The 7771-nt window shown below is 68.7% G+C and carries 6 protein-coding genes and 1 pseudogene; 4 read left to right on the top strand and 3 right to left on the bottom strand.

Annotated features, from left to right (window positions below):
- Positions 1 to 302 (top strand): annotated as a pseudogene (locus FREUN1FDRAFT_RS37010) (oxidoreductase); the annotation flags it as partial.
- A 57-nt stretch (positions 303 to 359) separates the two neighbouring features.
- Here the strand turns inward: FREUN1FDRAFT_RS37010 and FREUN1FDRAFT_RS37005 are convergent.
- Positions 360 to 767 (bottom strand): PPOX class F420-dependent oxidoreductase, encoded by a 408-nt coding sequence (locus tag FREUN1FDRAFT_RS37005; protein WP_006545549.1) that lies wholly within the window; start codon positions 765 to 767, stop codon positions 360 to 362.
- A gap of 719 nt (positions 768 to 1486) precedes the next feature.
- On the opposite strand from FREUN1FDRAFT_RS37005, the gene FREUN1FDRAFT_RS37000 reads away from it, so the two are divergent.
- Positions 1487 to 2206, top strand: a complete 720-nt coding sequence (locus tag FREUN1FDRAFT_RS37000; RefSeq protein WP_198144579.1) for a hypothetical protein — start codon at positions 1487 to 1489, stop codon at positions 2204 to 2206.
- 330 nt (positions 2207 to 2536) lie between these two features.
- On the opposite strand, the gene FREUN1FDRAFT_RS36995 is transcribed toward FREUN1FDRAFT_RS37000, so the two are convergent.
- Entirely contained in the window at positions 2537 to 3256 is a 720-nt protein-coding gene (locus FREUN1FDRAFT_RS36995; protein ID WP_006545547.1) for a hypothetical protein, read from the bottom strand.
- 615 nt (positions 3257 to 3871) lie between these two features.
- On the bottom strand, positions 3872 to 4108 hold the full coding sequence (locus FREUN1FDRAFT_RS36990; RefSeq protein WP_006545546.1) for a DUF397 domain-containing protein: 237 nt from the start codon (positions 4106 to 4108) through the stop codon (positions 3872 to 3874).
- Between the two features lie 1573 nt (positions 4109 to 5681).
- Here FREUN1FDRAFT_RS36990 and FREUN1FDRAFT_RS36985 point away from each other — a divergent pair.
- Together FREUN1FDRAFT_RS36985 and FREUN1FDRAFT_RS36980 are read left to right on the top strand one after the other, a co-directional pair.
- Positions 5682 to 6548: a helix-turn-helix transcriptional regulator gene (locus FREUN1FDRAFT_RS36985; protein WP_006545544.1), complete on the top strand. Its 867-nt coding sequence runs from the start codon at positions 5682 to 5684 to the stop codon at positions 6546 to 6548.
- 354 nt (positions 6549 to 6902) lie between these two features.
- The gene (locus tag FREUN1FDRAFT_RS36980) at positions 6903 to 7364 is read left to right on the top strand and encodes a DUF1772 domain-containing protein (RefSeq protein WP_006545543.1); all 462 of its coding nucleotides are present in this window, start codon (positions 6903 to 6905) and stop codon (positions 7362 to 7364) included.
- Positions 7365 to 7771: the final 407 nt, after the last annotated feature.

Genomic DNA, 7771 nt, shown 5'->3' with positions numbered 1-7771 from the left:
GCCGCCCGCGCCGGGCCGCCGCTGCCACCCGACCCGGCGGGCCGGTGGAGCCGCCGGCGGGGGCGATGCTGGCGGCGCTGGCCCGGTCGCTGCGGGCCGCCCCCAGCCGGGAGGTCGCCATGGGGCTGATCGACGACCTGGGCCCGCTCACCGTCCCGGCGCTACGGAAGTTGGCGGCCGACCTGGAAATCAAGGGTGTCCTCGGACGTGATCCCCGGTCGGCCGTTCTACAGAAGATCGTTGAAGGGACCGTCGGCCAGCGGCTGCGCTCGGAGGCGATAGCCGCCCCCGACCGAACCTGACCGACCCGGGCACCGGGCCCAGGCACGCGGGCCAGCGACCTGCCAGACCTTCCCGCCCTACCAGCCGGGCATCGTGATCCGGATCGCGGTCGGGCGCTCCGGATCGCGCCGGCGCACCGTGCGTACGACCTTCGACGTCGCCGCCACCAGCGGGGCTGCCAACCGGTATCGGCGTTTCACCATGGCACGGGTCGCGCCGGTCCGCTCCGGCACGATTTCCGCCATGACCTCTATCGGGCCTTCCGAGGCCCGCCCGCGGGCGTCGCACGGGGCGACGGTCGCCCGCGGCGAGCCGCGCAGCCGGCGTGCCTTCCCGCTGCTCTCGTCCGTAAGGACCAACAGTTCCGCTCCGTTGACCACGAACCAGACCGGCGTCGAGACGGGACGTCCGTCCTTGCGGAATGTGGTCAGAGCGAGATACTTCGCGGTTTGGGTCCACGTTGGCAGTGTCACGGTTGACGGCATGGCGGGAACCGTAGTCCGCGCCCGGCCGGGTGTCCCACCGCCCGGCCGGTAAGCCCGAAGGATCCACGCGGTACGGCCGCCCCGTGTCCAGCTGCCACTGGGCCGCGCCGGCATCAGCCATGGGGTCGGAAAGCGCACGGAAGCCCCTTCCTGCTCACTTCGCGCGCGACCGAAAGGAGTACGCTGCCAAATGCATGTGCAAAGCGACCGATTCCGACCGGCACACCACACCCCCTTGACAGCATGCACCTCTTTGACACAATCGGGCACCCGACAAACACCCCGACGTTCGAACGCGGAGCGGGCAACAGTGGACCGAGCCCATAGAAGCAGCATCGGCCCAGGTCCCAGCGCCCCCCGAGCAGAGTTCAGGTCCGGTCTTCGCGGCCCGGCCAGCACTCGGAACACAGAAGCGTTGAGGTCTAGCAGAGACAAATATCGTCTAGCTATTTGCACTAAAATGAACCGGCTCGCGGAAGGACCCCCGCGCAAGCTGGCCAGCCGTGGAATCGACCCCGAACGTCCCGGCCCGAGCCTGCCCGGCCCAGCGCGGGGCGTCCCTTATGGGCGCGATGCCCCGGAGGGGACACTGTGGCGGCGCCTGCACCGGCGCCAAGGAAAGGCACAAAATGGTACAGGCGGCCAGAAAGCAAAGATCGGACAAAGGGCGCGTACGGGTAAACGCGCGGGACTTTCGATGCCTGACCTGGTTGTTGGAGATGGGTTCGGTCTACGAGGATGACCTGGCAATCGTGCTCGACCCCGCGATGCAGACCTCCCGTGACGCGGCGCGGGCGGTGGTTCGGCGCTGGATGCAGGCGGATCTGGTCCACGCGGACGGCCTGTTCGCCAACCGGGGCCGGATCGTGCGCCTCACCGAGAACGGTGCGCGCCTCGTCGGCGAAGTCGACCACCGCGCCGACGAGCCGGTGACCGCGGCCGTGCATGCGGCCGAGGCCGCGCGGACCCGGCTGCTCCTGGAACACCAGACACCGGTGGTGGGCGTTGCGGTCGTCGGCTGGGTGAGTCCGCGCCGATGGCGCGCGGAGAACGAGTCGGTGGTCGCCGCCGGCGCGCTCGTGCCGGACGGCGTTGCCCGCCTCGCCGACGGCTCCAGCGCCGCCGTCCAGGTGGAACGGGTGTTCCGCGAGATGCCCTCGGTGGTCACCGCCGCCGTGGACCTGCTGCGCAGGTTCCCCCGGGCGATCTACGCCGTTCCATCGATGATCGACGGCTTGCCGGGCCTCGTCGAGGCCGCACTGAACCAGGCAGTCGGGCAGATCCGAGCGGACGGGTCGGTACCCGGCACGCCGACCTTCGTCCAGATACCCGACCGCCTCGTCCCAAACCGCACCAGCGTCACGGCTGAGGAGACGGGCAACCTGAGGACCACCCGGCCAGGGGCCGCCTCGCGGCAAGGTCGCCCTTGGCCCCGCTGACGGTTGGCGGCCGGGCCGTTCCGGGCCCGGCCCGGAACGCGGCGATGGCCGGGAGCGGACATAAAAAAGGCCGCCCGGGGTACGGGGGGATCCCCGGGCAGCTGGTACATGTTTGCACCCTCGTGCCGTCCAATGCAATGGGGCGGCGGCGATGGCTGGTCACACTCGACCCGACCAGCACGAAGAGTGTTCGCTCGACTGCACTTGGCCGATCCGGGGAGCCCGAACAGCCACAGTCCAGGCACTCTGGGGCGCTGTCGCTGGCGGAGCGTAATCGTCGGCGCGAGTGTCGATCGCCGGTCACCGATCGCCGACCCAGGCTTCGGTTCCCTAGGCGGCCACTGTGGCGGCCGCCAGCGGAAGGACCACATCGGGGAACCGGTGGATCAAGGTCGCGGAGATCGTCTTCTCCCCGCCCTCGCCGAAGACCTCCGCCAGGACCGCGCAGCGCCTACGGTCGAGCCGGCCGGCCCGGTGCAGGCCCCGCAGCCGCAGCAGGCCCGGCAGGTGGGACTCGATGGCGCACTGGTCCGGGCGCGGTGCGCCGTCCAGCCAGGCGTCGAACTCGCCGCCGGCCATGACCTCCCATACGACGGCATCCGCGACGGCGCCCGTGGCATCCGTGACGGTGACCAGATGCGGCACGCGGACCAGCTCGGCCAGGCCGGTCAGGTCGGGACGGGTGCCGGAGGTGATGACGTGGACCTGCCGTTCGGCACGCAGGAACACCGATCGCAGGTGCGAGGCGAAGGCCAGCGCCAGCGCGCTTCGGCCGGGCAGGCCGCCATGCTCGTGCATCACGACCGCGTCGACACCCGGCCCCCGCACCCGCTCGGCGGCGGCACGCGCCAGCCAGCTCGGTTCCACGATGTCGAAACTCACCTGTGTGCGGCGCCGCTCCAGCAGAGTGTCGACGTCGGCGGGACCTCCCAGCCGGGCCACGACCGGGTCGGGCAGCCAACGGCAGACGATCAGACCATCGGCCCGTGGCAGCGACAGAAGCGGGAGATCCCCGGAGGTGAAGATCCGATCTGTGATCGGCGGCGTCATTCGGCTCTCCGGTGCGCGCACAGGGCATGGCAGCGCTCGCGGCAGCCCCGGCGGGTCGAGGTCGAATCGGTAGGTGTCGAACCCAGCCGCGACGCGGCGGTAGGACGCCGCCGGATCAGCGGCAGGCAGTCGAGAAGGCCCGAGCCGGCAGGAACCTGCCAGATCGCTGCCGTACCGGCTCACACCAACAACCTCCAGACAGGCCGCACAGGGCTCGTGGAGACCCGTGCATGGCTCAGCGGGAAAACCGCGGCGGGGAGATCCGCCAGCCCCTGACGAGATCGCCGACCGGACGCCGGTGTCCGGTCGCGACCCAGCGGGGCGGACTACCTCGAGATCACAAGATCCCGTCGTAGCGCCGAGCAGTCGGCTGGTCCCCGCACAATCCGGTTACCCGCTAGTCGGCGTTGGTGCGTTAGCAGGTGGTGCGCTAGCGATGGCACGGTGTTATCGGTGGTGCACTTACAGGTGGCGCGATTACAGGTGGTGCGACCGGGGCCTCGCCCCGGGTTTTCCGGGTACCCGCCCAAGACGGGGATAGACCGTGGTTCACGGTGACCGCCACCCCCAGAGGCAGTCCCCGGTACTCACCGAGTACCGACACGGTCGTTCCCATCAGATGAGCAGGTTGTCGAAATCCCCATCCTTGGCACCGAGGATGAGTGCCTCAATCTCGGCCCGCGTGTAGACCAGAGCGGGCCCGTCGGGATGCCTGGAGTTCCGAACAGCCACAGCGTCTCCGGGTAGCCGCGCCATCTCGACGCAGTTGCCCTGCGAGTTACTCCGCCGGCTCTTCTGCCACGTGACCCATTGAAGTGCTGTGGCCGGCATACCACTGTAGATCTTGGACAAGGTCGATCTCCTGAAGTTCCTTCGTCCGGAGCCAGGCGAGTGCTACCGAGGGTCTGGGAGCCTTTTCTCTCAGGCGGCTCACGGCTCGCCCGCGGCCACGAAACCGCCCCACGCGCAAGGGGTCCAAGCCGACGAGAGGCCTCGTCCTACCTCCCTCCGGGGGTCAGCTCGTGCGCTTGCACGGACTTCGGCTCACGATACAGCACGCGCGTGTGCACGTGCATCGGACCGCTATCCATGTGCACACGACGCTCGCCTGCCGCATCCAGCGTTCGCTCACGAGGCTCCCACCTCCCCCACCGCGCCACCCCTTTGAGGCGGCAAAGCAATACGGGATCAAATCTCGGGCACCGAGAAACGACCAGGCCACACGCACCGGCAACCTGTTCACACCGGCCATGACAGCGCGGCATCCGCAGCCTCCGGTCCACCACGGGCTCCACGAGGGGCGACGAGGGGGTCGGGAGCAACCATCGGGAGCAACCAATCGAAAGGTCCGCGGCCGGCGCCGACCCTCCGCCCGACCCACTACGGGCCGGGTAAACGCGGCCCGCGGGGTAACCCGTTCGACGCGCCGCCATCGCAGCTGGTTACCCGATCGTGCCCTCTCCCCCCGGATGCCTCCGATGACGAACGGCTCCCTCGCACGCCACGAAAATGACACCGGCCTACGCCCCGCAGATGCCGCGATGTGTGCTCCGAGCTGGGTTGCGGGCACCCGGCCAGCTCACCGCGACCCCCTCGCCAGGGCGGCGGCGGCCCACCTTCCAGGCAACGACGAAGGTCCCCTCACCCGCCGGACGCGCCATGGCGAGCCTGTACGGTCAACACGCCGTCCGACTCCGGCGGGTACACCGGGGCCGCACGCCGGGTATTCGCCGGGCCGGCAGGATGTGACACCGCAGCAGCGTGAGGCGGCACCGTGGCGACCGGCCCGCCGGGATTGACAGCACCGAATGAACGGCGCCCCACGTGAACGACACAGAAGGACAACGGAAGGCGGTGCGCACCATGCGGCCGCGGGCGGCTTCGCGGCCCGACAGTGGAAGAGGACACGCACCGTCGCGGAACACCCTCCGGCGGAGCACTACCGCTCGACCACAGCGTGACCCTTCTGCCACAGTGAGGTTCCGGCAACACCGACCGGTTCGAGGGGGTTCGGCGGCAGGCACCTGGGCCAGGCAACTGGTCGGTGCGCGGGCCGCGACAAAGAGGCCTCCCCGGGATGGTGGAGTCCTTACAAGAATCGGCGACCGACCCATCCGACCGGCCGGGCCACCATCGATGCCGCAGCCACCCGGTCGCGCCTCCCCCGGCACGGTCCACGTCGAGGAGGAATGCAACGGTGCGTGGGCGGCAATGAAACAGGCGGTACTCGGAAGGACCTGATCACGCCTGCTTGTGGCTCGTCAAGCCGAGCCGGTGCCGAACACTCAACGTAAACCGTGTATACGTATCTAGTTCACAGCGCGAAGGCGGAACCGGTTGAACCGGGTCGAGAGGCCGCGGGGTGAACGAGGGTAGAAGATCGAATGACGTACTCTTGTATTGACCTATGTCAAGGGGGCCGACAGTGACCAGCACTCAGCCGGGAGGCGGTCCGACCGTCCGTCGGATCCTGCTCGGCTCGCAGCTGCGTCGCCTTCGGGAGGAAAAGGGCATAAGTCGCGAGGACGCCGGCTACCACATCCGGGCCTCCGAATCGAAGATCAGCCGGATGGAGCTGGGCCGGGTGAGCTTCAAGGGGCGCGACGTCGAGGACCTGCTCACCCTGTACGGAGTCACCGACGAGGACGAACGCGAGCCGCTGCTGACCCTCGTCCGCGAGGCGAACCGCCCGGGCTGGTGGCACGGCTACGGCGACGTCCTGCCGAACTGGTTCCAGCCCTACATCGGGCTGGAGGAGGCGGCGCAGCTCATCCGAACCTATGAGCTGCAGTTCATCCCAGGCCTGCTCCAGAGCGAGGAATACGCTCGGGCGGTCATCACGCAGGGCAGCGCCGGCGACCCCCCGGACGTCATCGAGCGACGCGTGAGCGTGCGCATGAACCGGCAGAAGATCCTCTACCGTGAGCACCCACTCCGACTGTGGGTGGTGATCGACGAGGCCGCGCTGTGCCGGCCGATCGGTGGCCCCAAGGTGATGCGTCGCCAGCTCGAACACCTGATCACGATGTGCGCGTTGCCGAACCTGACACTACAGGTCATGCCGTTCACCTTCGGCGCCCATGCGGCGGAGGGCGGCGCCTTCACGATCCTGCGTTTCCCCGAGTCGGACCTGCCCGACGTGGTCTACCTGGAGCAGCTCACCGGCGCCGTTTATATGGACAAAAGGGAAGAAGTAGACATTTACGCAAATGCGATGAACCGTCTCACGGTGGACAGCCCGCCGCCGGCCGCCACACCGGATCTCCTGAACCGGATCGTCGCCCAGCTCTGAACCGCCGGTCCGCCGGTCGGCCTGATATCCACCTACGCCTGCGCCGATCTGGATCCGCGCAGCTCCGCACGGTTCCGCTGTGCATGGAACCGCTGCGTGGAACCACTCGACCCGGCTCAGCCCGATCCGGCCCAGCCTGCCCCTGGCCCGATCCGGCCGTGACATGCCAACCTGGCATATCGCCCCGGGTGCGAGGGCACAGCGGACGCCGCGGCCGCGAGCAGTGCGAGCGCCGCCCATTCAGGGCCCTGGCCAGGTGCTTTGCATGAAAAGGACAGTGGGCCACCCGGACCATCCCGGCTTGGTATGAATGCATCCACTCAGCCGCGCCTGAAGGATGGAGAGCCGGAAGCCATGGTCTCGGCACTCGTCGTGGTCTCCCTCGTTCTGACCGGGCTCGTCGCGGGGACGATGACCATTGGCCTCGTCGCGGTTCGACCCGCGTTGCACTCGCTGCCCACAACCTCATATGTGCTGGTCAAGCAGGCCTTCGACATCAGTTACCCGAAGCTGATGAAGCCGCTTCAGATCACCAGCCTGCTCTCGGCCGTGGCCCTGACCGTGGCCGCGGCGGTGGATGGCGCGACCACCTCCGCGATCTTCGCGGCGGTGGCCTCGGCCGCGGTCCTCACCAACATCCTCGTCACCGTGCGGGGTGACCTTCCAATCAACAACGCCATGGCCACCTGGAAGCCGGAGGCGCCGCCGAGCGACTGGCAGGCCCAGCGTGCCCGTTGGGACTTCTTCAACTCGATCCGGACGACCGCCGCCGTCAGCGCTCTGGTGCTCCTCGCCGTGGCGGCAACGGCCGCCTGATACAGCACCCCGGCTGGTACGGAGTCCTGGCCGCCCCACTCGACGCAGGTACACGAACGCGGCCGGGCCCCTGAACGCGGTGGCCCGGTGGCGCGAGTCCGAAGAAGGAAGGATTGTGGTCGCTGGGACGACCACAATCCTTCACTCTTGCGGATCAGCAGATGACTCTGCGACCGTTTTATCCAAACTTTTCATGAATTGTCGGCATGGCCGGCAGAAGCGTCCGATGGCGAAGACCGGCCGGGGAGCCGCACCGAGAACCTTCGGACCACCCTCAGTAAGACCGCGGCGCCAGGCCACCGCGGCGCCACCGCGCAGCACCACCGGTTCCCGCCACCGCGGTGCTCGGCGGGAATGTGTTCGGCCACCCGAACGCTGGAAAAGCAGGTGCCCGCACGCGGCGTCCC

It is taken from the genome of Parafrankia sp. EUN1f (assembly GCF_000177675.1).
In the GTDB taxonomy this organism is placed as follows: domain Bacteria; phylum Actinomycetota; class Actinomycetes; order Frankiales; family Frankiaceae; genus Parafrankia.
This window is presented reverse-complemented; position numbering and strand designations above follow the sequence as displayed.